The sequence below is a fragment of the Paraburkholderia fynbosensis genome (genome assembly GCF_902859935.1).
Taxonomy (GTDB): domain Bacteria; phylum Pseudomonadota; class Gammaproteobacteria; order Burkholderiales; family Burkholderiaceae; genus Paraburkholderia; species Paraburkholderia fynbosensis.
This window is the reverse complement of sequence record NZ_CADIKI010000017.1, coordinates 47738-72771: the sequence shown is the minus strand read 5'-3', so window position 1 is coordinate 72771 and position 25034 is coordinate 47738. Positions and strand designations below refer to the sequence as shown.

Here is a 25034-nt window from a genome sequence, read left to right as displayed (position 1 = left end):
CAGCCTCAGGCCTTATGCATATTCGGTCAGTGCGCCGCGCATCTTCTTCATTGCGCTCGCTTCGATCTGCCGGATACGCTCGGCGGACACCCCGAACTCGTCTGCCAGCTCGTGCAGCGTCGAGCCGCCCGAACCGTCGTCTTCCACCTTCAGCCAGCGTGCTTCGATGATGCGGCGGCTGCGGGCGTCCAACGCGTCCAGCGCGCTGGCGATACCGTCGCTTTGCAGGCGGTCGCGCTGACGCGAAGCCAGCACGGCAGTGGGTTCGCTATGCGAGTCGGCCAGATAGGCGATCGGCGCATACGACTCTTCGCCGTCCTCGACCTGGCCTTCCAGCGCGATGTCACCGCCGGACAAGCGCGTTTCCATTTCGGCGACTTCTTCGCGCTTCACGTTCAGTTCCTGCGCGAGACCTTCGATCTCGTCCGGCGTGAACGCGCCCAAGCCCTGCTTGTGGCTGCGCAGGTTGAAGAACAGCTTGCGCTGCGCCTTGGTGGTGGCGACCTTCACCATGCGCCAGTTGCGCAGAATGTATTCGTGGATCTCAGCCTTGATCCAGTGCATCGCGTATGACACGAGGCGCACGTTCTGCTCCGGATCGAAGCGCTTCACGGCCTTCATCAGGCCGATATTGCCTTCCTGGATCAGGTCTGCGTGCGGCAGTCCGTAACCGAGATAGTTGCGCGCAATCGACACGACCAGCCGCAGGTGCGACAGCACGAGACGGCGCGCGGACTCCAGGTTGTCCTGCTCGCGAAATTCGGTGGCGAACTGGCGTTCTTCCGCCGGCGTCAGCATCGGAATCCGATTAACGGCCTGGATGTAGGCGTCGATATTGCCCAGTTGACCGGGCAGCAGCGAGGAATGCGAGAGCGCCAGTGCACCTGCCGAAGCGGCCTTAGCCGACGACGGGCTCAAAACACTCGGAAGGGTCATTGCATGGCTCACGTGGAAAACTCCTTTGGAATCAGACAAAAACGTATTCAGTAAACGACTCCAGCGTTGGATGTTAGCACTCCGGTTCGGCGAGTGCTAATACTTAGAGGGAGTAGGGGCATCCAGGTTCCGCAAAGTCCTATTGAAAGTCGCGTTTTAATAGCCACAGGGTACACCAACGGAGCATCTTGCGCAGGACGCAGAAGTTATCCGTTCGCGCGCTCCTGCTCTCATAAATGACAGATATTTTCCGGATCAGCAGCAACTAATTGCGAAAAATGAGTATTTTTCATACGATCAACGAAATCGACTTTCTATCTAGAATAAGCAAAACAGTTATGTATTTTTAACCTCGGCAGCTGCGGGTGTTAGATGGACAACAAAAACAATGTCTTGCTTGGTCTGGCTCTAAAAAGTGTCGTGGTCGGGCTGTTATTCGTGGGCCCGGATCTGGCGTCCGCCGGCCAGTTCGGGCTTCAGGTCGCTGCCGGCGCGGCCGATCATCACGTCAAGAAATTCGACCTTGGCGTCGCGTGGGATCCCGGGCTGTACTGGTGGCAGATCGGTGACTGGCATTTCGCGCTGATCGGCGAAGCGCACGCGGCCTGGTGGCACACCAACGAAGGGAACGTGCACGGCGACATCGGCGAAATCGGCGTGACGCCTGTGATCCGCTTCATCAAGACGTCGGGATGGGTTCGCCCCTTCGTCGAAGTGGGCGCGGGCATCCGCCTGCTATCGAGCCCCCGGATTGCTTCGGACTTCACGCTCGGCACCGCGTTCCAGTTCGCCGAAATGGCGGGCGTCGGCGTGCAGTTCGGCCACCGCCAGCAGTACCTCGCGGGCTACCGCTTCCAGCATATTTCCAACGGCGGTATCAAAGAGCCGAATCCTGGTATAAATTTCAGCCAGTTATATTTGCAATATAACTTCTGACGACCGAGGCCGCGTTTGGCTTACCGGTGTGGGGGCTGAGCAATGGCGGCAAAGACGATCGAAGCGATTCGCGGGCTGGAGCGAGAGCGCTTTCGTGCGATGGTCGAAGGCGACGGACAATCGCTCGACACGCTGCTGGCGGACAACGTGAGCTATGTGCACACGAATGGCAAACGCGAAACGAAGCGGCAGTTCATCGACGGGATCACCGGAGGACGCCGCCGCTATCGGCAGATCGAAGTGCAGTCGCAGGAGGTGCTGCCGGCCGGACGGGAAACGTATGTCGTCACCGGCCGCGCGCTGATCGAGATGGAGGCGAATAACGGCGCGTTGCTGTTTCCGATCGCTTACACCGCGATTCACACGCAGGAAGACGGGCAGTGGCGCCTGATTGCGTGGCAGGCCACGCGGTGCGCGCTGGAGTAAGCCTCGTGGGTTCACATCGTCAGGCCGGTCGCGTCTCGTGAACGCGCCGGCAGGCTGAGAGCGCGGGGTACGCGCTCTTCCTCGTCGCTTTGCTCGTTCTTCCCGCGCAAATCTCAGGCGGCGACGCGCTGCCGCTCCTCTACGCGCGACTCGGCACGACCCGCCGTGTCGATTGCGCTCGCCGCACCCTCCTGATCCGCGGCGACGCTCTGGCGGCGCCCCGCATCGGCCGCCTGCATCACTGCATCGCCCGCATACGGATGCCGTGGATGCACCGGAAGCCGATTGCACCGCTCGACCACGCGCCGCACCGCCGCGATATCGGAGAAATCGAGCCCGGTGGCGATGCCCTGCGCATTGAGATTCATCGCCAGCGCGACGAGATCGAGATTGCCCGTACGCTCGCCATTGCCGAACAGGCATCCTTCGACGCGGTCCGCACCCGCGAGCAGCGCCAGTTCCGCCGCGGCCACCGCGGTGCCGCGATCGTTATGCGGATGCACCGACAGCACGATGCTGTCGCGATAAGCAAGATGACGATCCATCCATTCGATCTGGTCGGCGAAGACGTTCGGCGTCGCCGCCTCGACGCTCGCCGGCAGGTTGAGGACCATCTTGTGCGCGCGCGTGGGCTGCCATGTTTGCGCGACGGCATCGCAGACCTCGCGGGCAAACGGAAGCTCGGCTGTATTGAAGGTTTCGGGCGAGTACTGGAAGGTCCAGTGCGTGCCCGCGCGCGCCTGCGCGTGTTCCTTGATGAGGCGGGTGCCGTCCACGGCCAGCGCCTTGATCCCGGCTCTCGACTGGTTGTAGACGATGCGCCGGAACGACGGGCAGATCGCGTTATACAGATGCACGATGGCGTGCGGCGCGCCCTCGAGGGACTCGAACGTACGAGCGATCAGGTCCGCGCGCGACGGCATGAAGACCTCGATGGTCACGTCGTCGGGAATGCGCTTTTCCTCGATCAGCTTGCGCACGAAATCGAAGTCGGTCTGCGACGCCGACGGAAAGCCGACCTCGATCTCCTTGAAGCCGATCGCGACCAGCACCTCGAAGAATTCGAGCTTTTGTGCAGCGTTCATCGGCTCCATCAGCGCCTGGTTGCCGTCGCGCAGGTCGGTGCTCATCCAGACGGGCGCCTGGTCGATCGTGCGGCTCGGCCATTTGCGGCCGGTGAGGCGCACGGGAGGGAAGGGACGGTATTTTTCAGCGGGATTGCGCAACATGATGTGCCTTGTTCGTTGTGTCGTATGCGAAAGGCGGTGGCATTGAGCGGTTGGCGGACTGCCACGGATGCACGGCCCGCCAGCCGATCGCTAGCGGCAACAACGAACGGGCGCGAACGAACAACGTCACGAGGATGACGAAAACGAACGTGGATGATGCCCATGCAACGTGCATTTGACCCTCGCGCTTCGTCCGCACGGTAAACGGACGAACGCAAACGACTACTGGTTGTGAAGAACTACGCTGGGGGGCGAAACGGGAGCTGCGACACTGCCTGGAGGACCGTCCGGCGGCAACGAGGGTTGCCAACGAACGGCGCTATGCCTGACTTACGCCAGGCGTAGCGATAGGGGCCGCGCTAGGCGGCCGAAGGTAATTCGGAGGGTGTTCGGAAGGGAACGCATGGGCCTGAATGTATGACGGTATGAAGCGGTGTGTCAACCCGCGACCACCGCTTCCTCGCGCCAACTCATGCCATAGGAGCGCGCCACGCCGGCTCACGCATGCGCGTCGACCTCGACTTCAACTTCTTTTTCAACGCTTCACACCGGCATTTTCGCGACGTCCACGATCAGTTCCACTTGCCGTTCGATCGCGCTCGGCACCGGCGCTTCACCGCGCAGCACGGCGCTGATCCACGCGGCCGTGGTGGCGGCATCGCGCGCTTCGGGCAAGTCGACTTCCGGCGCATCAGGCGACGAGCGCTCGTGCGGCACGCGCGTTTCGCAGACGCCGTCGTGCAGCCAGTCCACCTGCACCTGACGCCGCGTGTCGGCCACCGCTTCGCCTTCGGTGCCGCGCGCCAGCAGCGCGCCGCCCAGGGCCGCGTCCGGATGCGAGTTGAACAACTGCGTGAGACTGTCGCGATACGGCGGATGCGTGTAGTTCACGAGGCGCAGCCCCGCCGGCGCGAACGGCTGCAGGATTTTCACCAGCGTGTGCGTCGAATTACGCACGCCCATGCGTCGGCGCAGCGCGAGCAGGCGCGCGAGCTTCGGCGCGAGCACGTCGATCGGCGCGAACGCGAGACGGTGCTCGGCGAGCCCGTCTTCGATATCGGCGTGCGAGCGCGCATGCTGGATTTGCAGATGGGTGAAGATTTCCGCGCTCGTCACGCGGCCCGGATCTTCGGTGACGCCGTGCACCAGTACCGGCACGCCTTCGCGTGCCAGTAGCAGGGCCAGCAGCGGGACCAGGTTCGGCTGCTTGCGCGCACCGTTGTAGGTGGGGATGGACACGGGCCGGAATGCGCCGTGCGGCAAATGGATCGGCTCGAACGACGCGTGCGCGCCCGCCAGCATCGCGGCGAGTTCGTCGGCGGTTTCGCCTTTCACACGATAAGCGAGCAGCACCGCGCCCAGTTCGAGCTCGGCCACGCGGCCATCGAGCATCGCGGTGTAGAGCGCGCGCGTATCTTCAGCGGTCAGCGCGCGGGCGCCATTCGGGCCGCGGCCGATTTCCTTGATGAAGCGGGCGCAGGGGAATGGGGTGTCAAGGGCGGTGTCGGTCATCGGGCGCAAGGGGGCGTGATGGCGTGCCGCGCGCGGGCGGCTCGCCATGGTATTCAAGGGAAGCTGTTGGTCGCTGTTCGGTGTCAGTATCGCATCTATGGCGATACTGCGAGGCGCGGTGCGCGGCCGTCCGCCCGCGCGCACCTGCCCGACCGCCGCGCGCGGCGCTTTGCCGCGCGTTACACTCGAAGTTTTCTCGCCGCGTCGTCGGCGCAAATCAAGCAACGGAGAACGGGATGAGTTACGTATTTGCACCCGCACCGCAGGTGGCGGTGCCGGTTGTGGGGTCCAGCGAGCAGTTCGCGGTGCGTCGCATCTACTGCGTGGGACGCAACTACGAAGCACACGCGCGCGAGATGGGTCACGATCCCGACCGCGAGCCGCCGTTCTTCTTCACCAAGCCAGCCGATGCCGTGCTGTATGTCGCGCCCGGCGCCACCGGCGAATTCCCCTATCCGACGCAGTCGAAAAACGTCCACTTCGAAATGGAACTGGTGGCCGCGATCGGCAAAGGCGGCAAGGACATTCCGGCCGAAAGCGCGCTCGACCACGTCTACGGCTATGCACTCGGTCTCGACATGACGCGCCGCGATCTGCAAGCCGAAGCAAAGAAGCTGGGCCGTCCGTGGGATACCGCGAAGGGCTTCGATCACTCGGCGCCGCTCGGCCCGATCCATCCCGTGACGGCGATCGGCCATGTCGGCAACGGCGCGATCTGGTTGTCGGTCAATGGAGAGGAAAAGCAGCGCTCGGACGTGTCGCAGCTGATCTGGTCGGTGGCGGAGACGGTCGCCTATCTGTCGACGCTGTTCGAATTGCAGCCCGGCGATCTGATTTTCACCGGCACGCCTGAAGGCGTCGGCGCGGTGGCGAAGGGCGATCTGATGAAGGGCGGTGTGGACGGACTCGGCGAGTTCAGCGTGCGCGTCGTCTGACAGGCGGCGGCTTGGAGGAGACAGACAACATGAAGCTCTACAGCTATTTCCGGAGCTCGGCGTCCTATCGCGTGCGCATTGCGCTGAACGTGAAGAAGCTGCCGTACGACTATGTGCCCGTGCACCTCGTGCGCGACGGCGGCGAGCAACTGAAGCCGGAGTATCGCAAAGTGAATGTGGATGGCATCGTGCCGACACTCGTCGACGGCAACGAGCTGATGCCGCAGTCGCTTGCGATCATCGAGTATCTGGAGGAGACGCATCCCGAGCCGCCGTTGCTGCCCAAAGCGCCCGGCGACCGCGCGTACGTTCGTTCTCTGGCGTTACAGGTCGCGTGCGAGATTCATCCGTTGAACAATCTGCGGGTGCTGAAGTATCTGAAGCACACGCTGTGTGTCGACGACGACGCGAAAGACGCCTGGTATCGGCATTGGGTCGAAGCGGGCTTCGCGACGCTCGAAGCCCATCTGGCCGGCAGCGCGCGCACCGGCAAGCTGTGTTTTGGCGATACGCCGACGCTCGCCGACGCCTGTCTGATCCCGCAGGTGTTCAATGCGCAGCGCTTCAAGGTCGACACGACGCGGTTTCCGACGATCCAGCGCATCTACGACCACGCGATGCAGATCGACGCGTTTGCCCGTGCAGCGCCTGGCGTGCAACCCGACGCCGAGTGACAGGACGATGTCGAATGAAAAAAGGGCACTCCGTGGAGTGCCCTTTTTGCTGACACGTGCGCCGAACCTTGCGCGGCCGAGAGATTCAACCTCCCAGCAATGCGTCCGTAAATTCTTCCGCGCTGAAGGGCTGCAAGTCCTCGACCTTTTCGCCGACGCCGATGAAGTACACCGGAATCGGACGCTGCCGAGCGATGGCGGCGAGAATGCCGCCCTTCGCGGTGCCGTCGAGCTTGGTGACGATCAGGCCGGTGAGGCCGAGCGCGTCGTCGAAGGCCTTCACTTGCGCGAGCGCGTTCTGGCCGGTGTTCGCGTCGATCACCAGCAGCACCTCGTGCGGTGCGCCGTCGTGCGCCTTGCCGATCACGCGCTTCACCTTGCGCAATTCTTCCATCAGATGCAGCTGGGTCGGCAGACGGCCGGCCGTGTCCGCCATCATCACGTCGATCTTGCGCGCGCGCGCGGCGCCGACCGCGTCGAAGATTACCGCCGCCGGGTCGCCGCTTTCCTGCGATACCACGGTCACGTTGTTGCGCTGGCCCCAGATCGCCAGTTGCTCGCGCGCGGCGGCGCGGAACGTGTCGCCCGCGGCCAGCAGCACCGATTGATTGAAGCTCTGCAGATGCTTGGCGAGCTTGCCGATGCTGGTGGTCTTGCCCGCGCCGTTGACGCCCGCGATCATCATCACGAGCGGTTGCGCGCGGCCGAGCATCAGCGATTTTTCCAGCGGCTTGAGCAGGTCGACCAGCAGCGCGCGCAGCGCGCCCTTGACCTGTTGGGGATCGGTGATGCGCTCGCTGCGCACTTTCTCACGCAGCGACTCGAGCAGGAATTCGGTGGCCTCGACGCCCGCGTCCGACATCAGCAGCGCGGTTTCGAGCTCTTCGTACAGGTCTTCGTCGAGCTTCGCGCCGACGAAAATACCGGTCAGGCTCGAACTCGTCTTCGACAGGCCGGTTTTCAGGCGCGTGAGCCACGAGCGTTTCGCGCCCGCGTCCTGCACGGGCGGCGGGACGATTTCGACGGTTTCGAGCGCGGCTGCTTCCGGCTCGAGTTCCGGCTCGAGTTCCGGCTCGGGCTCCGGCACGCTTGCGGCCGGGGCGGGCGCCGGGGCTTCGATGCCAACGGAGGCTGCAGGACGCGCAGCCGGCACGACAGGCACTGCGGGCACCTCTGCGGCGGCATCGGGCGCCGAGCCTTCGGGTGCCGCCTGCGATTCGTCTGCCGCGGTATCGGACTCTTTCGAACCCTTGAATCGTTTGAAAAAGCTGAACATGATCTGGCGTGGTGAGAGCGCGCGCCGATGCGCGCAGCCGGCACAAGACCGGCGGGAGCAGCAGGCAGCGTTGCAGGGGTAGACAAAGCGCGGGATGCAAGGCGCTGGAAGCCGCACATTTTATCAGGCGCGCCGCCGCCCGTCGTATCGGCCGATCGGCCAGGCTGGACGCGGGCCGCCCCTGTGGTAACGTTGGCGCTCCGACCCCGCGCGTATCGACGTCGCGGTTGCGTTCATCACGTCATTGAAACTGCATGCCTCGTTCCGCACCCTCACGCGCCCACGGCGCTTCGTCCAAAGGCGGCAAGCCGCACGCCATCCGTATCATCGGCGGCGACTGGAAGCGCACGCCTTTGCCTGTGCTCGATCTCGACGGCCTACGCCCCACGCCGGACCGCGTGCGCGAAACACTGTTCAACTGGCTGGGCCAGCGCCTCGACGGCCAGCGCTGCCTGGACCTGTTCGCCGGCAGTGGTGCGCTGGGCTTCGAGGCCGCGTCGCGCGGTGCTGGGCGGGTGCTGATGGTGGAGCGCAACGCGCGTGCCGCCAGCCAGTTGCGCGCGAACCAGGAACGGCTGGCCGCGCGCACGATCGAAATTGCCGAGGCGGACGGTTTGCGTCTCGCCGCGAGTCTCGCACCCGGCTCGTTCGACGTGGTGTTCCTCGATCCGCCGTTCGACGGCGACCTGCTCGGCAAAACGCTCGCGTTGGCCGTGCCGCTCGTCAGCGCGGCAGGGTTTCTATACGTGGAAGCGGGCGAGGCGCTCGAACTCGACGGGAACGAGACACTCGCGGGCTGGGAAATCGTGCGGCAGGGGAAAGCGGGCGCCGTCCACTTTCATTTGCTGCAGCGCGAAAATAAGGAATAATGCGCGTTCTAAAACAGGCGCCGGGCGGTTTGACGTCACGAGCGCGGTCGGTGCCAAATGCGTCGTGTGGACGCTTTGACGTGCCCTTTGTCTGAAGAGAGGAGAAGTCTCATGGTAGTCGCCGTGTACCCGGGCACGTTTGACCCGCTGACGCGCGGTCACGAAGACCTCGTTCGGCGCGCGTCGAGCATTTTCGACACGCTGGTGGTGGGCGTTGCCGATAGCCGCAACAAGAAGCCGTTCTTTACGCTGGAAGAACGCCTCGACATCGCTCACGAGGTGCTCGGGCACTACCCGAACGTCCAGGTGATGAGCTTCAAGGGACTGCTGAAGGACTTCGTGCGCAGCAATAACGCACGGGTGATCGTGCGTGGCTTGCGCGCCGTGTCGGACTTCGAATATGAGTTCCAGATGGCGGGCATGAACCGCTATTTGCTGCCCGACGTCGAAACCATGTTCATGACGCCGTCCGACCAGTACCAGTTCATCTCGGGCACGATCGTGCGCGAGATCGCGCAGCTGGGCGGCGATGTCAGCAAGTTCGTGTTCCCATCGGTCGAAAAATGGCTGCACGAGAAGGTCGCCGCGCTGGATCCGAACGACGGCGCTTCGGCGGCGCAGCCGTAACCGGCGTAAACTGTTGGTTTGACGGATCAGAGCCGGCTGCGGCCGGCGTGAAGTGAGAGAAGTATGGCCTTGATGATTACCGACGAGTGCATCAATTGCGACGTGTGCGAGCCCGAGTGCCCGAACGACGCGATCTCGATGGGCCCGGAAATCTACGTGATCGACCCGAAGAAATGCACCGAGTGTGTCGGCCATTTCGACGAGCCGCAGTGCATTCAGGTGTGCCCGGTCGAGTGCATTCCGCGCGATCCTGACCACCTGGAAACGCCCGAGGGCTTGATGGCGAAGTATCACGCGCTGCAAGCCGCGAAGGGCGCATAAGATCCGCGATGTGGATGAGAAAACGGCGAGGCCTTGGCCTCGCCGTTTTTCTTTTTGCCGCGGCGCTTTCTCGTCGTGCGCGGACTAGCCGACGTAAGCGCTGAAGATATCGCGCAACGCCACCAGCAGAATGTCGCATTCGGCGTCGGTGCCGACCGAAATCCGCAGATGTTGGTCGATTCGCGGCGCCTTGAAATGGCGCACGAAAATCTCCTTTTCCCTCAGCTGCAAGACGAGCGTCGCCGCGTCGTAGCCTTCATGGCGCGCGAACAGGAGATTGGCCGCTGATGGCACGACCTCGAAGCCAAGCGCCGTCAGTCCCGCCGCCAGCCGCTCGCGGCTCGCGATCACCTTGGCGCAGGTGTCGCGGAACCACGCGTCATCTTCGTACGCGGCGGTGGCGGCGGCTTGCGCGAGGCGGTCGAGCGGATAGGAGTTGAAGCTGTCCTTCACGCGGTTCAGCGCGTCGATCAGCGCCGGATTGCCGAACGCGAAACCTACGCGCATGCCGGCCAGCGAGCGCGACTTCGAGGTCGTCTGAACGACCAGCAGGTTCGGATAGCGGTCGATCAGCGCAATGGCCGACTCCGCGCCGAAATCCACGTAAGCCTCGTCGATTACGACGACCGATTCCGTGTTGCTTGCCACCAGACGCTCGATGTCGGCGAGCGGCAGAGGGCGGCCGGTTGGCGCATTCGGGTTCGGGAACAGCACGCCGCCATTGGGCGCCGTGTAGTCGTCGACATTGATCGCGAAGCTGTCGTCGAGCGCGATGGTCCGATAGTCGACTTCGAAGAGCCGTGCGTAGGTCGGATAAAAGCTGTACGTGATGTCCGGGAACAGCAGCGGCTGGTCGTGCTTCAGCAATGCCCGGAACGTGAGCGCCAGCACTTCATCCGAACCGTTGCCCGCGAACACCTGGTCTGCGCGGATGCCATGGTAGGCGGCCACCGTTTCGCGCAGTTTGAGCGCGGTCGGATCGGGATAGCGCCGCAGCGATTCACCGGCGTCGCCCAGCTCCCGACGGATCGCATCGAGCACGCGCGGCGACGGCGGATAGGGATTCTCGTTGGTGTTCAGCTTCACGGGACGCGCGAGCACGGGCTGCTCGCCTGGCACATACGGCGTCAGACGATGAACGATGTCACTCCAATAGCGGCTCAAGCAATTCTCCTGTGTCGACCAGAGTTAGCGCTTTAGCGCTTACTCTGGTCCCATGCAAGGCGGTCGACCAGAGTTAGCGCTTTAGCGCTTACTCTGGTCCCATGCAAGGCGGTCGACCAGAGTTAGCGCTTTAGCGCTTACTCCGATCCCATGCAGCTAGTTGCAGTAGCGAGCGATAACGCTACAGCAATACGTCCGCAGGCGGGCCAGCTCAAGGATTGCGATGCAACTGCATCATCGCGCGCTCCAGCTCGCCTGCGATAATTTTCGGCATCACGGCAAGCGCCCGCTCGACCGATGCGTCGATCTCCTCCTGCTCTTCCCGCCGCGGCGGCTTCAGCACGTAGTTGGCGACATCTGGCTTCGCGCCGGCACGCGCGCTTTCAGGAATCAGATCGCGTGGATGACCGATACCGATCCGCAGTCGCCAGTATTGTTGCGATGACAGATGCGCTGTGATGTCCTTCAACCCATTATGGCCGCCGCTGCCGCCGCCGAGCTTCAGCTTGACGCTGCCAGGCGGCATGTCGAGTTCGTCGTGCGCAACCAGAATTTCGTCGGGAAGAATCTTGAAGAACTGCGCGACCGCCACGACCGACTGGCCGGAGCGGTTCATATACGTCTGGGGTTGAAGCAGATGCACTTCCTCGCCGTGCAGCCGCGCTTTCGCGTAGAAACCGTGGAAGCGCCGCTCGTCGCGCAGCGTCGTGCCTGCTTCGCGCGCTAGTTGATCGACCAGCCAGAAGCCAGCGTTGTGGCGCGTCGCGGTGTATTCGGCGCCCGGATTGCCGAGCCCGACGATCAGCTTGATCATGATTGCGTAGGTCCATCTGGCCAGGGAGCTGAACTCGACCGGGCCGAAAAAAACCGAAAAAAAACCCGCCGTGGCGAACCTCGGCGGGTCACATCGACCGTTTCATTGAAAACGGATCGAGAGGATTGCTTGGCTAGAACCCGAAAGGTCCTTAAGCAGCCGGCGTTTCGCCTTCAGCAGCAGCGGCGGCGTCGCCTTCAGCGATTGCGCCAGCGGGGATCGTTGCAGCGGCGACCACCGGGTTTTCTGCGTCGAGGTGAGCAACCAGCGACACACCTGCCGGCAGCGCGATGTCCTTAGCGTGAACCGATTGACCCGCTTCGATCTTCGCCAGGTCGACTTCGATGAATTCCGGCAGTGCCGACGGCAGGCACTCGACTTCCAGTTCATTGAGAACGTGCGAGATCACCGCGCTCGACAGCTTCACTGCCGGGTTCGATTCCTGGTTCATGAAGTGCAGCGGCACCTTGGTATGCAGCTTCTTCGTCGCGTCGACACGTTGGAAGTCCACGTGCAGCACGAGCTGACGGAACGGGTGGTATTGCACGTCGCGCAGCAGAACCTGTTGCGACTTGCCTGCCACTTCCAGGTCGAGGATCGACGAGTGGAAAACTTCTTTCTTCAGCGCGTGCCACAGCGCGTTGTGGTCCAGTTCGACCAATTGCGTTTCAGCACCAGCGCCATATACGATGCCCGGGGTCTTGCCCGAGTTACGCAGGCGGCGGCTCGCACCCGTACCTTGCAAAGAACGCTCGAAAGCGACTACTTTCATGTTGAATCTCCAATGCACTGCCCGCGACCAGGCAGTAAAAACGGGGCCTCCAAGCCAATATGGCTGAGGCCCCAGAGCTGCGGCACGAACCTTCGTTCGCTCGTGCCGATTGTGCAAAAGCGCAGCGCGCCGCCTGAAGCGATGCGCTGCGCCTTCGCAAATACTTAACTTTCGGCGAACAGCGACATGACCGAATCGCCGCGACGAATGCGCGAGAACGTTTCGGCAAGCAGGCCGGCGCTGGTCAACGAACGGATCTTTGCGCACGAGCGGGCTTCTTCGCCGAGCGGGATCGTGTCCGTGACAACGAGTTCGTCGAGCGCGGAAGCCGCGATACGCTCGCCTGCACCGCCCGACAGAACCGGGTGGGTAGCGTAAGCGAACACCTGCTTTGCGCCGCGTTCCTTCAAAACCTGTGCTGCTTTGCAGAGCGTGCCAGCGGTGTCGACCATGTCGTCCATGATCACGCAGGTACGGCCTTCGACCTCACCGATGATGTTCATCACTTCGGCGACGTTCGCCTTCGGACGACGCTTGTCGATGATCGCGAGATCGCAATTGAGCTGCTTCGCCAATGCACGGGCGCGCACCACGCCGCCGACGTCCGGCGAAACGACCAGCAGGTTCTCATAGTTCTGCTTGCGCAGATCGCCGAGCAGCACGGGCGTAGCGTAGATATTGTCGACCGGGATGTCGAAGAAGCCCTGAATCTGGTCAGCGTGCAGATCCATCGTGATGATCCGCTCGACGCCCGCGATTTCCAGCATGTTCGCCACGATCTTCGCCGAAATGGCGACGCGCGCGGAACGCGGGCGACGATCTTGACGGGCATAACCGAAGTAGGGGATGGCAGCGGTGATCCGGCCAGCGGATGCGCGCTTGAGCGCATCGACCATGATCATTAGTTCCATCAGGTTGTCATTCGCCGGCGCGCACGTGGATTGCAGGACGAAGACGTCCTTGCCACGCACGTTTTCCTGAATCTCGACCTGGATTTCACCGTCCGAGAAACGGCTAACCATTGCTTTGCCGAGGGGAATACCGAGGATTTTGACGACTTCCTGTGCAAGCGCGGGATTCGCGTTGCCAGTAAAAACCATCAGGCCGTCATGGCTGCTCATCATGCACCTGCTTCAGGCTGGGGGCGAGGGGAAATGCGAGAAATTTTTGGCAGGGGAGAAAGGATTCGAACCTTTGCATGCCGGAATCAAAATCCGGTGCCTTAACCAGCTTGGCGACTCCCCTACACTAACTCTGAGCTCCGCCGAACGTGGAGTTTCGTTCGACGATGCAAAACTTATGACGCGAAAGCAAAGAGTGGATGTTGATCCAGACCGGCGGCCACTGCGCTGTTCCATTCGGCTGGCAGCCTGGCTTGCACCGCTTCTGCTTCAGCTTTACTACGGAACGCTGCAAAGACACTTGCACCTGATCCAGACATCCGCGCTGGCGCGACGCTTTCAAACCATCGCAGCACTTGCGCTACTTCCGCGTACTTTTCTACGACAACCCGCTGCATGTCATTACGGCCAAAACTTTCCGGCCATTCAGTATTGCAGCTAAGTTCTGCAGGAAAGTCCGTAATTATGAGGGGCTTTGAATCTCTTGTCAACGCTTTTTCGGAAAAAATCGCTGAAGTCGGAACCTGCACCCTCGGCGTCACCACCAAGAAGTGGCGCGGCGGCAATTGTACAACGTCTAAAGCTTCACCGACACCCTCTGCGAACGCATTTTGTCCGAAAACAAAAAACGGCACGTCAGCGCCCAGCTTCAATGCCAATGCCTGCAATTCCAGACGCGGCAAGTCGAGCTTCCACAGACGGTTCAACGCGAGCAGCGTCGTCGCCGCGTCGGAGCTGCCACCGCCGAGGCCGGCGCCCATCGGCAGGCGCTTGTCAATCTGGATGTCGACACCCTCGGACGAGCCCGTATGCACCTTGAGCAAAGTAGCGGCGCGCACGGTCAGGTCATGCTCAGGCGGCACGTCCGCGATCTCGGTGCTGCGCGTGATGCGCCCGTCGTCGCGTCGCTTGAAGTGCAGCGTGTCGCCCCAGTCGAGCAACTGGAAAACAGTTTGCAGTGTGTGATAACCATCCGGCCGGCGGCCGGTGATGTGCAGGAAGAGGTTGAGTTTCGCTGGCGCGAGGCAATCGCGCAGCGAATCGGTCGTTTCAATCATGAGTCGAGGCTACATGCGCCAAGCGGCGCCGAAGAAGCGGCAAGGTTGCGAACAGACGCGGATTACTGATCCAGCACGAGCTTGATGTCAAGCGGCGGCTCTGAACGGCTCAGGTTGAGGCGCTTTACGCCGGTGGCGGGCGCGTCGGCATACGCAAGGTAGTCGACGGTCCAGCCATCCTGCGTGATCTGCTTCAGACGCGACGGTTGCTCCGGGTCGTTCTCTGTCTTGGCGCGCGAAGTAGGCGCGGGCGACGGTTGCAGCCAATAACGCAGACCCTCGACAGGCAGGGCGAAACCGAGCGCATTCTGCATCAGCGTGGACACGTTGTCCGCGGTCAGGGGCTGGCGGTTCGGCAATTCAAGCGTGGCCGCGGATGGCGACGACGTGACGATCGCGAGCGTCTGGCCAAGCGGGTTGCGCAATTGCAGCGTTACGGTGTCGCCCGTTTCCTGCCAGGAGAAGTTGCCGTAAGCGTTGCGCTGCTGGCCGTTCTGATCGTTGTACTGGATCGCGAAGCGGCCCTGGTAAGCGCGGCTCGTCTGCGCGGTGACCGAAGTGGCGGCATTCGACGTGGACGGCCCCTGCGGTTTCACCGACGCACAGCCGGCCAACGCGACAACCGCTGCCGCAGCGAATCCGAGCGCCGCGCCGCGAGGCGCCCGGGGAAAGGAAATCAGACGGGAAAGACGCATCAAAGATCGTTTACCTGAAGACGTTGGAGCGTTTTGACAAGCGTTTCGTTGTCCGGTTCGAGCTTGCGCGCCTCGCGGAAGGCGGCGCGAGCCTGATCCTGCTGGCCGCTTTTCCACAGCACTTCGCCGAGGTGCGCGCCGATTTCGGCGTTCGGCTGGAGGTCGTAGGCTTTGCGCAGCAGCTTGATCGCATCCGACGTATCGCCCATCCGGAATTTGACCCAGCCCACGCTATCCATGATGAACGCGTCGTTCGGCGCCAGCGCCGATGCTTTCTCGACCAGTTTGTCCGCTTCCGGTAGGCGCTGGTTGCGATCGGCCAGCGAATAGCCGAGCGCGTTGTACGCCTGCGGATTGTCGGGCTGCGTCTGGATGAGCTTGCGCAACTGCGCTTCCATCACGTCGTAATGGCCGGTCTTTTCGGCGGCCATCGCGTAGTCGTAAGTGAGATCGGGGTCGTTCGGGAAGGCCGCCGTGGCTTGTTGCAGGCGCGATTCCGCTTCCGGGTAGCGCTTCGCGTCGAACAGGATCGCCGCGTCGGTGCGGGAGATCAACGCCAGGTCGCGCGGATCGGACACCTGCAGATTGGCCAGCAGCTTGCGCGCGTCGTCAGTCTTACCCTGCTTCGCCAGCAGTTGCGCGCGCGTAATCTGCGCGGCCATATATTGCTGGCTCGACGGCGAGATCTTGTTGAGCCAGTCGCTCGCCGCCGCTTCGTTCTTTTGCTCGAGCGCCAATTGCGCCAGGTAGATGTACGCCTGGCCCGCATCGGCGCCCGGCGTCTTTTCGGCCAGTTGCGCGTACTGGGTCAGATACGTCTGCGCCTCGTTGAAATTCTTCTGCTGGATCTTGATCAGTCCGAGCGCCATCAGCGGCGTGAGGTCGTTCGGGTTGGCCTTGTGCATGATCTCGAACTGCTTCTGCGCGTCGTCCAGACGGTCGCTCGCGAGATACAACTGCGCGAGCGCGAGACGCGCGTCATGCGATTTCGGATTCTGCTGCACGTATTTTTCAAGCGACGCGATGCCTTCCGCGCGCTCTTCCGGGCCCATCTGCGACAGCAGCAGCGCCGCCGGCAGGTAGTCGGGCTTCAGCGTCAGCGCCTGTTCGAGCGATTTGCGCGCGCCTGGCGCGTCGTCCGACAGGAGCTGCTGGCGCGCGATCGCCAGTTGCGCTTCCGGGCGGTTCATGTCGTTCTTCAGCAGATCCTGCAGCACGTGCAGGCCGCCGATCCGGTTCGGGCCGCGCGATAGCAGCAGCTGCAACGCGAGAATCGCGCTGCCGCGATTGTCCGCGGGCACTTTCGCGAGTTCGCCAGCGAGAATTGGCGCTGCCTCGTCAGGTTTGCCCGACAGCACGAGCAGCGACGCGTCGAGTTGCGCGGCGCGCTCCGAATTCGGCGCATACTGCTGCCACAATTGCGCGGCGGCCAACGCGTCCGACGGGCTTTGCGCGGCCAGCGCGATCTCGGTGGCGCGCTGCGCCATGCGCGGGTCGTGCGTGTCGCGCGCGAGGGCGAGGTAGGTCTGGTAGGCGGGCGCCGGCTGGTCGCGCTGCAGCGCGACTTCGGCCGCGAGCACCTGAAATACGATCTGGCTCGACAGCGGCACGGCGGGCAACGATTTCTGGTCTTCCGCCGATGCCGGGCCAAGCGGGTCCTCCAAAGTGACGGAGGTATCGTCCGGATCCGCCGACGGGTCCTGCGCGTGCGCGGGCACGGCGGCCAGCGCCCAGACGGCAAGCGCGGCGGCGCCGAGCATCCGGCGAGCGGACACGGCGTGCGGCACGCGGGATGCGCGAGCCGGGCGCTTTGAAAACAGCTTCACGAAGGACAATTTCATGGAAATCCGTTCAATGTTTCGGACGATTGTAACGCGCTCGCTACAATACGGGCACAACCACTCACGCAAGTTGCAGACCAGTTAGAAATGCCAGAGTTGCCAGAAGTCGAGGTTACCCGACGGGGAATCGAACCGTATGTGTCCGGGCGCAAGGTTGAACGCGTCGACGTGCGTACACCCGCGCTACGCTGGCCGATTCCCGTCGACCTTGCGAAAACCTTGCGCGGCCACGTAGTGCGCAAAGTTGAGCGGCGCGGCAAGTATCTGCTGTTCGAAATCGACGCTGGCTGGCTCATTGTGCATCTTGGCATGACTGGGACGCTGCGGGTGCTGCGGCATGTGCCGCATCCACCGGAGGCGGCGAAACACGACCACGTCGACTGGATCTTCGACGAATTCATTCTGCGCTATCGCGATCCGCGGCGCTTCGGTGCGGTGCTGTGGCATCCGCGCGAGGCCGGCGACATTCTTGAGCATCCGCTGCTCGCGGGGCTCGGCGTCGAACCGTTCTCGCCGGCGTTCTCCGGCGCGCTGATGCATCGGCTCACGCGCGGGCGCAAGGTGTCGGTGAAGCAGGCACTGCTGGCCGGTGAAATCGTGGTGGGCGTGGGCAATATCTATGCGTCGGAGAGCCTGTTTCGCGCCGGCATCCGTCCGACCACTGCTGCGGGCAGGGTCTCGCTGGTGCGCTACGACCTGCTCGCGGACGCCGTGCGCGTGACGCTTGCCGCGGCGATCGAGAAGGGCGGCAGCACGCTGCGCGATTTCGTCGGCAGCGACGGCGAAAGCGGTTATTTCCAACTCGACTATTTCGTCTATGATCGCGCGGGCCTGCCATGCCGCGTGTGTGGAACGCAGATCAAACAGATCGTGCAGGGGCAGCGTTCTACGTATTTCTGTCCCACCTGTCAGCGGTAAATCGCCCATGCCTTCTCGTGTAACTCCGCGCGCCGCCGCGCGTTCAGCTTCGTCCGGCACGTCCGATACCGGCATGTCCCGAACGCCTTCGTTTCCAGCCATGCCCGATTTCTCCGCGCGCCTGATCGCGTGGCAGCGCCGGCACGGGCGTCACGATCTGCCGTGGCAGAACACGCGCGATCCTTATTGGATCTGGCTGTCGGAGATCATGCTGCAGCAGACCCAGGTGTCGACAGTGATTCCGTACTACGCCAGATTTCTCGCGCGTTTTCCGGATGTCGCCGCGCTTGCAGCCGCACCTTCGGACGACGTGATGGCGTTATGGGCCGGCCTCGGCTACTACACGCGCGCGCGCAATCTGCATCGCTGCGCGCAGGTGGTGGTCGAGCAGCATGGTGGGACGTTTCCGGCGTCGGTCGAACAACTCGCGGAGTTGCCGGGCATCGGCCGCTCGACCGCGGCGGCGATCGCGTCTTTTGCCTTCGGCGCGCGCGCGACGATCCTCGACGGCAACGTGAAGCGTGTGCTCGCGCGCGTATTCGGCGTCGAAGGTTTTCCGGGCGAGAAGAAAGTCGAGAATGCGATGTGGACGCTGGCCGAGTCGCTGCTGCCGCCGAATGCATCGGACGACGAAGTGAGTTCGTACACGCAAGGTCTGATGGACCTCGGCGCGACACTCTGCGTGCGCGGCAAGCCGGATTGCCTGCGTTGTCCGTTCGCGGCCGACTGCGTGGCCAACGTCACTGGGCGTCAGCGCGAGTTGCCGACATCGCGTCCGAAGAAAGTCGTGCCGACGCGCCGCACCTGGATGCTGGTGCTGCGTGACGGCAACGCGGTGATGCTGGAGAAGCGTCCGCCGTCGGGCATTTGGGGCGGCTTGTGGAGCCTGCCCGAGGCCGCCGACGAAGCCGCACTCGCCGAGCGGGCACGAGCCTGCGGCAGCGACGGCGTGGTCTCGCCGCTCGCGCCGCTCACGCACGTGTTCACGCATTTCAAGTTGGATATCGAGCCGAGGCTCGCGGAACTCGATCGCAGTGTCGGCGCATTGGCCGCGCTCGGCGATGCGGACACCGCGTGGGTCGCGCTCGGCGATCTCGATTCGGTCGGGGTGCCGGCGCCGGTGCGCAAACTGCTGGACAGTCTGCAGGGTTCGTTGATCTAACGATCGGTCTGATTTGCCGGCGGCGCGGCGGCCGTTAAAGCAGTTGATGCTGCTGCATGTAGTGATGAACCACGTCGATCCGCGCGCCGGCGTCCTGCAGTTCCATCAGTTTCTGGCGTGCTCGCAACGCGATCGGCAGCACTTCGGCGAGACGGTTCGACACCCACGACGGGTCTTCGAGCCGGAACGGTTCCGCGAACGGCAGGCTGTCCGGGTCGCGCTCGCGAATCGTCGCGATGATCCGTTCGAGCACCTCCGCGCACGCGCCGAATTTGGCCAGCAACTCATTGCCTTCGAGCGGCAGGTCGTCGCCGATCGGTTCCGCCATGCCGACCAGCAGGCCGCTGCTTTCCACGCGATGCGACAGCAGGCGAAACCGCCGCGTGCCGCGCGCGCGAATCAGCAACATGCCGAAGGCTTCCACGTCGCATTCTTCGATTTCAGCAAGACAGCCGATTGCTTCGGGCACCGAAGGCTCTTCCTCGCGCGCAACTTCCGCGCCGCTTTTCAGCATGCACACGCCGAACGGCGTTTTTTCACGCAGGCATTCGCGCGCCATATCGAGGTAGCGCGCTTCGAAGATCTTCAGTGGCAGCAGTCCGTCGGGAAACAGCACCGTATGCAGCGGAAACAGCGGCACATCGGCAAGCACAGTAGAAGTAGAAGACATGGCGCAACACTTCGAGTTGAGGCCGCGCGATGCGGCCGGTTAAGCCACTAGCTTCGATGATTCGCCGACGTCGACCGGCGCATCGCGGTGCCGCACAATCACATTCGCCGACTTTGCGAGACGCGCGGCGAGCGTCTCCGCAATGAACACCGAGCGGTGCTGGCCACCCGTGCAACCGATCGCGACGGTGAGATAACTGCGATTGTCGTCGCGGAAATGCGGCAGCCACTTGGAGAGAAACTTCTCGATGTCGTCGATCATTTCATGCACGACCGGCAGTGCACCGAGAAAATCCATCACCGGTTTGTCGAGGCCAGTGAGGGGCCTCAATTCATGATCGTAATACGGGTTTGGCAGCGTGCGTACGTCAAATACGAAATCCGCGTCGAGCGGCACGCCGCGTTTGAAGCCGAACGACTCGAACATCAGCACGAGTCCCGCTTCCTTCTGCTCGATGAAACGTTTGACCCATGCGCGCAACACGTTTGCGCGCAGATTGCTGGTATCGATCTGGTGGCCGAATTCGGCAAGGCCGGCGACGAGCTCGCGCTCTCGTTCGATCGCTTCCGCGAGCGAGGTGAGCAGGCCGACGTCCGCGTCGTGCGCGGTGGAACCCGACAACGGATGGCGGCGGCGCGTTTCGGAGAAGCGCTGGATCAGCGACTGCGTGCTCGCGCTCAGGAACAGCACGCGCACGTCGTGAGCGCGCGACAGGTCGCGGATCATGGCAGGCATTTCGTCGAGCGAAGCGCTCGAGCGAGCGTCGATGGCGACCGCGAGGTGGTCTTGCCCGTCTTCGGCCAGGTAGGTAGCGAGTTGCGGCAGAAAGCGCGGCGGCAGATTGTCGACGCAATAGTAGCCTGCGTCTTCAAGCGCGTTCAAGGCAACTGACTTGCCGGAGCCGGATATACCAGTGATCAGGATTATGCGCATGGAGTCGTCGAAACCGTACATTTCATCATAGCATCTGGTCCCCCTGCGCGTAGCTGCTGCCGGCCTCCGGCTGCGGGCGCTTCATGGCGCATGCCGACTCAGATCAGTTTGCCCGGAAACTGGCTGTCGGGTTCCTGCATCGCCAGGCGCTGGCGATCCATGAAGTCGCGCAGCGTATCGATGCCGCGCAGTTGCAGGATCGTGTTGCGCACCGCCGCTTCGACCAGCACCGCGAGGTTGCGGCCCGCGGCCACCTGAATCGTGACCTTGCTGATCGGCAGGCCAAGCACGTCGACGGTTTGGCTTTCCAGCGGCAGCCGCTGGAATTCGCCGTCGGGACGGCGCACCAGTTGCACGATCAGTTTCAGCTTCATTTTCCGGCGCACCGCCGTTTCACCGAAGATCGTCTTGATGTCGAGCAGGCCGAGGCCGCGCACTTCGAGCAGATTTTGCAGGAGCGGCGGGCAGCGCCCTTCGACGAAGTCCGGACCGAGGCGCACGAAGTCGACCGCGTCGTCGGCAACGAGGCCATGGCCGCGGCTGATCAGCTCCAGCCCGAGTTCGCTTTTGCCGAGGCCCGAGTCGCCGGTCAGCAGCACGCCCATGCCGAGGATGTCGAGAAACACGCCGTGCAAGGTGGCGCGCGGCGCGAGAATGCGCGACATGTACAGGCGCAGGCTGTCGATCACCGCGGCGGCGGACATCGGCGTGGTGAACAGCGGCGTGGATGAGCGCGTGCAGCGCAGCACCAGCTCCGGCGGCGCGGCGACGCCGCCCGCGACCACCAGGAACGGCGGCTCCAACGCGATCAGCTCGGCCATGTGGCGCGAGCGGTCTTCATCGGTCTGGCGCTTGTAGTAGTCGATTTCGGCGTCGCCGAGCACCTGGATCCGGTTGGGGTGGATGAGGTTCAGGTGGCCGACGAGGTCGGCGCTCGACGTGGCATTCGCGACGGATTCCGAAGAAAAGCCGCGTTCCCAGCCTTCATGCCCCGTCAGCCAGCTGAGCTTCAGCATGGCGGCGTTGTCGTCGAAAATGCTTTGGGCGTTGATGCTGGACGTATCCATGAGTCAGTGACTCCAGTGTGGGCCGCTTGCCGGGCTAAGAGGCGGACGCGCTAACGCGGGCCGCGCGCGTTGCCAGCCGGTACTCGAATGCGGGCGGATAACCGCCGCTGCATCAAGGTTGCCACTGAGTGAGCAGGCGATGCAACGATTCGCGGTCTTCTTCCGTGTGCAGGCGCTCGCGGGCCTCGCGATCCGACAGCAGCTGCGCGATTTCCGACAGGATTTCGAGGTGCTGCTGGGTGGCCTGTTCGGGCACGAGCAAGAAGATCAGCAGCGAGACGGGCAGACCGTCGGGCGACTCGAAGGGGATGGGTTCGGCGAGTCGGACGAACGCGGCGAGCGGCTGTTTCAAGCCCTTGATCCGGCCATGCGGAATCGCGACGCCTTCACCGAGGCCCGTCGATCCGAGGCGCTCGCGCGCAAACAGATTGTCAGTGACCGTGCTTCGGGCGATGCCGTTCTGGTTCTCGAAGATCAGGCCCGCTTGCTCGAACACACGTTTCTTGCTGGTGACCGATAGTCCGACGACGACGTTCTCGAGGGGAAGAAATTTGGCTAAACGATTCATGTTGACAGGCGAAAACGTGGCCTGGGTTCTCCTCGCTGGGGCGTTTGAGTGGCGTTCCATTCGTTCGATGCTCGCGAAGACCTGCCTTGGAGTCGGAAAGTGCGAGACTCTGGCCGGCCGATTTCCGTACGAGCTAGCTTGACCCCGATGGTAACCGGAACATTATAGAACAGGGTAGCTACGGATGGTGCGGCGCGCCATCGATGCGCGATGGGTTTTTAACGATTTGGTCCACAAGCTGCGCCGACGTGCGAAAAATGCGCCCAGAAACGAAAAACCGCCCGATTTGGGGCGGTTTTGCCAGGGGTAAGGAAAATGAGAAAGCCCTCTAATTTTCCTTATTGCGGCGGCACATCCAGTTGCGGCGCCGGTTGATACTTGATCGCTTCGTGCTGATGACCTTGCAGACGATCCTTGTGGCGTATCACTTGTCGGTCGAGCTTGTCGATCATCAGATCGATCGCAGCGTAGAGATCGCTGTCGCAGCTCTCGACAAAGATGTCTTTGCCCTTGAGATGCAGGTTGATTTCAACCTTTTGACGCTTGTCCTTTTCCTTGTGGTTGTCGACCGAGAGGACCACACTGCCGTCGATTACCTGATCGAAATGTCTTAGCACCCTATCCAGTTTGGTGATCACGTATTCGCGCAACGCAGGCGTTACTTCGAGGTGGTGTCCACTGATCTGCAGATTCATAGTGCTTCTCCAAGCTAGTGGCCGCTTGTTCCGCACGATGACAAAGGTCCGGTCGATATGTCGGCTTGCCTGAGTCGCCCCCCGGCGACTGACATCTGGCAGGTCGCATCGGCCGGCCTGTCCGCCAACTGCGGAGCGGCCGGTAAATGCCCGCCACGGAAGGCGACGGGCTACAGAGACTTGCGCAGGTTGACTGCCGGGATCTTGAGCGCTTCGCGGTACTTCGCAACGGTACGCCGTGCGACCACGAAGCCCTGTTCCGCCAGCAGTTCGGCTATGCGACTGTCTGAGAGAGGCGATTTCGGGTTTTCCGCTCCTATCAGTTGTTTGATGAGCGCGCGAATGGCCGTGGAAGAGGCCGCGCCGCCCGTGTCGGTTGAAACGTGTGAGCCGAAAAAATACTTGAATTCCAGCGTCCCGAATGGGGTCAGCATGTATTTACCGGTTGTCACACGCGAGACAGTCGACTCGTGTAGGCCCAGCGTATCAGCAATTTCTCGCAAAACCAAGGGGCGCATGGCAATTTCGCCGTGCACGAAAAAGCTCTTCTGACGCTCCACAATGGCCTGCGCGACGCGCAGGATCGTCTCGAAACGTTGCTGGATATTCTTGATCAGCCAGCGCGCTTCCTGCAGTTGCTGGCGCAACGATCCGCTGCCCGGATCGCCGCGGTTATTGCGCAGAATATTCGCGTACAGGTGGTTGATGCGCAGCTTCGGCACCACTTCCGGATTCAGTTCGGCCAGCCAGCCCTGGGCCGTTTTGCGCACCATGATGTCCGGCACCACGTAGTCCGCTTCGGCCTTGCCGTAGGCGGCGCCGGGGAACGGTTCGAGCGAACGGATCAGCGCATGCGCATCACGCAGGTCGTCGTCGTTCGCCTTCAGGTGTTTGCGCAGCCGCGTGAAATCGCGCGCGGCGAGCAGTTCGAGGTAGTGGCTGACGATGTCGAGCGCCAGCGTTCGCGTAGGCGACGGATCGAGCCGCAGCAGTTGCAGCTTCAGACACTCGGACGCCGAACGCGCGCCGACCCCGGCCGGGTCGAAGCTATGCAGCAGCGCGAGCGCGGCGTTCATTTCGTCGACATCGACTTCGAGTTCTTCGGGCAGGTCGGCCAGCACTTCTTCGAGCGTGGCGGCGAGGTAGCCGTCGTCGTCGAGCGATTCGATCAGGAACGTGATCAGCGCCCGGTCGCGTTGACCCGCCTGGGTGACGCGCAATTGCGCCATCAGGTGGTCGCGCAGCGACGTGCTCGATTCGTGGATTTGCAGCGGCGGCAGGTCGTCGTCGTCCGACGCGTTGCCGGAGCGGCCGTAATCGTCGAGATTCCATTGCGACGCGTCGCCGTTGCTGTCGCCCGAGAGGCCGTTGTATTCGTCGACGCCTTGCGGCTCGCCGTTTTCGGCGCGCTCGTTGCTGCTGGATGAAGATGACCCGTTGCCGCCCATCTGCTCAGGCGGCGGGGACGAATTGGGCGCCTGCGTAATCAGCGAACCGTCAGCCGCCACCCGCAATGGGCTCGCGATCCAGTCGTCCTCGTTCTCGAGGAGCGGATTCTGCGAGATCGCCATTGCGACTTCCTGCTGCAGTTCGAGCGTGGACAGCTGAAGCAGCCGGATGGACTGCTGCAGTTGCGGGGTCAGCGCAAGATGCTGCGATAGGCGGAGTTGGAGGCTGGCTTTCATGGCAGGTTGAGATTCATTGTAGAGAGTTTGCCACGACCGCGATACCACCTTGCGACATTCGCAATTGCGCGTGCGCCCGTTTTCGGCGGCGCTGGGCGCGAGCGGCCCAGGTCGAAAATGCTGATGTGCG

25 protein-coding genes, 1 tRNA gene and 1 pseudogene are annotated in these 25034 nt (G+C 62.8%); 9 read left to right on the top strand and 18 right to left on the bottom strand.

Features of this window, described 5'->3' with window-relative positions; translation table 11 throughout:
* Positions 1-12: 12 nt before the first annotated feature.
* Positions 13-948 carry an RNA polymerase sigma factor RpoH gene (gene rpoH, locus HV770_RS25540; RefSeq protein WP_121316448.1) on the bottom strand — a complete coding sequence of 312 codons (936 nt, stop codon included), beginning with the start codon at positions 946-948 and terminating at the stop codon, positions 13-15.
* 360 nt (positions 949-1308) lie between these two features.
* Here rpoH and HV770_RS25535 point away from each other — a divergent pair, with 360 nt between their 5' ends.
* Positions 1309-1872 carry an acyloxyacyl hydrolase gene (locus tag HV770_RS25535; RefSeq protein ID WP_175164203.1) on the top strand — a complete coding sequence of 188 codons (564 nt, stop codon included), beginning with the start codon at positions 1309-1311 and terminating at the stop codon, positions 1870-1872.
* A gap of 42 nt (positions 1873-1914) precedes the next feature.
* Positions 1915-2298: a nuclear transport factor 2 family protein gene (locus HV770_RS25530; RefSeq protein WP_175164201.1), complete on the top strand. Its 384-nt coding sequence runs from the start codon at positions 1915-1917 to the stop codon at positions 2296-2298.
* Positions 2299-2501: 203 nt separating this feature from the next.
* Here HV770_RS25530 and HV770_RS25525 read toward each other — a convergent pair.
* Positions 2502-3527, bottom strand: a pseudogene (locus HV770_RS25525) (2-isopropylmalate synthase); the annotation flags it as partial.
* Positions 3528-4070: 543 nt separating this feature from the next.
* Complete coding sequence (ybiB, locus tag HV770_RS25520; protein ID WP_175164197.1) at positions 4071-5039, bottom strand: DNA-binding protein YbiB; 969 nt, start codon at positions 5037-5039, stop codon at positions 4071-4073.
* 236 nt (positions 5040-5275) lie between these two features.
* On the opposite strand from ybiB, the gene HV770_RS25515 reads away from it, so the two are divergent.
* Positions 5276-5974, top strand: a complete 699-nt coding sequence (locus HV770_RS25515) for a fumarylacetoacetate hydrolase family protein (RefSeq protein ID WP_121316452.1) — start codon at positions 5276-5278, stop codon at positions 5972-5974.
* 29 nt (positions 5975-6003) lie between these two features.
* Positions 6004-6648 carry a maleylacetoacetate isomerase gene (maiA, locus tag HV770_RS25510; RefSeq protein WP_175164195.1) on the top strand — a complete coding sequence of 215 codons (645 nt, stop codon included), beginning with the start codon at positions 6004-6006 and terminating at the stop codon, positions 6646-6648.
* An 85-nt stretch (positions 6649-6733) separates the two neighbouring features.
* On the opposite strand, the gene ftsY is transcribed toward maiA, so the two are convergent.
* Positions 6734-7924 carry a signal recognition particle-docking protein FtsY gene (gene ftsY / locus HV770_RS25505; RefSeq protein ID WP_175164193.1) on the bottom strand — a complete coding sequence of 397 codons (1191 nt, stop codon included), beginning with the start codon at positions 7922-7924 and terminating at the stop codon, positions 6734-6736.
* Positions 7925-8178: 254 nt separating this feature from the next.
* On the opposite strand from ftsY, the gene rsmD reads away from it, so the two are divergent.
* The 3 genes from rsmD (at position 8179) to HV770_RS25490 (ending at position 9741) form a co-directional block, all read left to right on the top strand.
* Positions 8179-8793, top strand: a complete 615-nt coding sequence (rsmD, locus tag HV770_RS25500) for a 16S rRNA (guanine(966)-N(2))-methyltransferase RsmD (protein ID WP_175164191.1) — start codon at positions 8179-8181, stop codon at positions 8791-8793.
* A gap of 111 nt (positions 8794-8904) precedes the next feature.
* A complete protein-coding gene (gene coaD / locus HV770_RS25495) occupies positions 8905-9420 on the top strand; it encodes a pantetheine-phosphate adenylyltransferase (protein ID WP_175164189.1) in 516 nt (171 codons plus the stop codon).
* A gap of 63 nt (positions 9421-9483) precedes the next feature.
* On the top strand, positions 9484-9741 hold the full coding sequence (locus HV770_RS25490; RefSeq protein ID WP_175164187.1) for a YfhL family 4Fe-4S dicluster ferredoxin: 258 nt from the start codon (positions 9484-9486) through the stop codon (positions 9739-9741).
* A gap of 84 nt (positions 9742-9825) precedes the next feature.
* Here the strand turns inward: HV770_RS25490 and hisC are convergent, their stop codons facing one another.
* From hisC to HV770_RS25450, 8 genes are all read right to left on the bottom strand, one after another.
* Entirely contained in the window at positions 9826-10905 is a 1080-nt protein-coding gene (hisC, locus tag HV770_RS25485; RefSeq protein WP_175164185.1) for a histidinol-phosphate transaminase, read from the bottom strand.
* Between the two features lie 211 nt (positions 10906-11116).
* Positions 11117-11719 (bottom strand): aminoacyl-tRNA hydrolase, encoded by a 603-nt coding sequence (pth, locus tag HV770_RS25480; protein WP_175164183.1) that lies wholly within the window; start codon positions 11717-11719, stop codon positions 11117-11119.
* A 151-nt stretch (positions 11720-11870) separates the two neighbouring features.
* Positions 11871-12491, bottom strand: coding sequence for a 50S ribosomal protein L25/general stress protein Ctc (locus HV770_RS25475; protein WP_175164181.1), 621 nt, complete (start codon positions 12489-12491; stop codon positions 11871-11873).
* A gap of 164 nt (positions 12492-12655) precedes the next feature.
* Complete coding sequence (locus HV770_RS25470) at positions 12656-13612, bottom strand: ribose-phosphate pyrophosphokinase (protein WP_006048037.1); 957 nt, start codon at positions 13610-13612, stop codon at positions 12656-12658.
* 47 nt (positions 13613-13659) lie between these two features.
* Positions 13660-13736: transfer RNA gene (locus tag HV770_RS25465), tRNA-Gln, on the bottom strand.
* 52 nt (positions 13737-13788) lie between these two features.
* Positions 13789-14670: a 4-(cytidine 5'-diphospho)-2-C-methyl-D-erythritol kinase gene (ispE, locus tag HV770_RS25460; protein ID WP_175164179.1), complete on the bottom strand. Its 882-nt coding sequence runs from the start codon at positions 14668-14670 to the stop codon at positions 13789-13791.
* A gap of 62 nt (positions 14671-14732) precedes the next feature.
* Positions 14733-15365, bottom strand: coding sequence for a lipoprotein insertase outer membrane protein LolB (gene lolB, locus HV770_RS25455; RefSeq protein ID WP_175164177.1), 633 nt, complete (start codon positions 15363-15365; stop codon positions 14733-14735).
* Complete coding sequence (locus tag HV770_RS25450) at positions 15365-17206, bottom strand: tetratricopeptide repeat protein (protein WP_175164175.1); 1842 nt, start codon at positions 17204-17206, stop codon at positions 15365-15367. Before HV770_RS25450 ends, lolB begins: the two co-directional genes overlap by 1 nt.
* A gap of 87 nt (positions 17207-17293) precedes the next feature.
* On the opposite strand from HV770_RS25450, the gene mutM reads away from it, so the two are divergent.
* Together mutM and mutY are read left to right on the top strand one after the other, a co-directional pair.
* Positions 17294-18124, top strand: a complete 831-nt coding sequence (gene mutM, locus HV770_RS25445; protein WP_121316463.1) for a bifunctional DNA-formamidopyrimidine glycosylase/DNA-(apurinic or apyrimidinic site) lyase — start codon at positions 17294-17296, stop codon at positions 18122-18124.
* Between the two features lie 7 nt (positions 18125-18131).
* Entirely contained in the window at positions 18132-19286 is a 1155-nt protein-coding gene (gene mutY / locus HV770_RS25440) for an A/G-specific adenine glycosylase (protein ID WP_175164173.1), read from the top strand.
* 34 nt (positions 19287-19320) lie between these two features.
* Here mutY and HV770_RS25435 read toward each other — a convergent pair whose 3' ends face one another.
* The 6 genes from HV770_RS25435 to HV770_RS25410 form a co-directional block, all read right to left on the bottom strand.
* Positions 19321-19956: an LON peptidase substrate-binding domain-containing protein gene (locus HV770_RS25435; protein WP_175164171.1), complete on the bottom strand. Its 636-nt coding sequence runs from the start codon at positions 19954-19956 to the stop codon at positions 19321-19323.
* Between the two features lie 39 nt (positions 19957-19995).
* A complete protein-coding gene (rapZ, locus tag HV770_RS25430) occupies positions 19996-20889 on the bottom strand; it encodes an RNase adapter RapZ (protein ID WP_121319229.1) in 894 nt (297 codons plus the stop codon).
* Positions 20890-20987: 98 nt separating this feature from the next.
* Entirely contained in the window at positions 20988-21956 is a 969-nt protein-coding gene (hprK, locus tag HV770_RS25425) for an HPr(Ser) kinase/phosphatase (protein ID WP_121316466.1), read from the bottom strand.
* A gap of 112 nt (positions 21957-22068) precedes the next feature.
* Positions 22069-22584 (bottom strand): PTS sugar transporter subunit IIA, encoded by a 516-nt coding sequence (locus HV770_RS25420; protein WP_175164161.1) that lies wholly within the window; start codon positions 22582-22584, stop codon positions 22069-22071.
* A gap of 278 nt (positions 22585-22862) precedes the next feature.
* Positions 22863-23219 (bottom strand): ribosome hibernation-promoting factor, HPF/YfiA family, encoded by a 357-nt coding sequence (gene hpf / locus HV770_RS25415; RefSeq protein WP_020066967.1) that lies wholly within the window; start codon positions 23217-23219, stop codon positions 22863-22865.
* Positions 23220-23389: 170 nt separating this feature from the next.
* Positions 23390-24904, bottom strand: coding sequence for an RNA polymerase factor sigma-54 (locus tag HV770_RS25410; protein WP_175164160.1), 1515 nt, complete (start codon positions 24902-24904; stop codon positions 23390-23392).
* Between the last annotated feature and the right edge of the window lie 130 nt (positions 24905-25034).